At 58.1% G+C, this 272-nt stretch carries 1 protein-coding gene; it reads right to left on the bottom strand.

Features of this window, described 5'->3' with window-relative positions; all coding sequences use genetic code 11:
- A partial coding sequence (locus L2D08_RS23770) for an enolase C-terminal domain-like protein (protein ID WP_375337641.1) occupies positions 1-272 on the bottom strand: 272 nt, incomplete at both ends.

The following is a 272-nucleotide window of genomic DNA, read 5'->3' as shown; positions in this document are numbered from 1 at the left end:
ATGGCGTCTTTTAACAGCCAGCCGCCGTTCGGGTCCAGGGTAATGCGCGCTTCCGGGAACCGCTCTGCCAGTGCTGTAACGGCTTCGATCTCTTCTTCGCCGCGCAGCACGCCGCCTTTTAATTTAAAGTCGTTAAAGCCATAGCGGGTGTGAGCCGCTTCTGCGAGGCGGACAACGGCTTCAGGAGTTAACGCTTCTTCATGGCGGAGGCGGGACCAGTCATCCTCTGCATCTGCTTCGCTTCGGTACTCCAGGTCCGTTTTGTTCCGGTC

The organism is Domibacillus sp. PGB-M46, from assembly GCF_022668875.1.
GTDB lineage: Bacteria > Bacillota > Bacilli > Bacillales > Domibacillaceae > Domibacillus.
The sequence above is the reverse complement of the archived record's forward strand: the minus strand, read 5'-3'. Positions and strand labels throughout refer to the sequence as shown.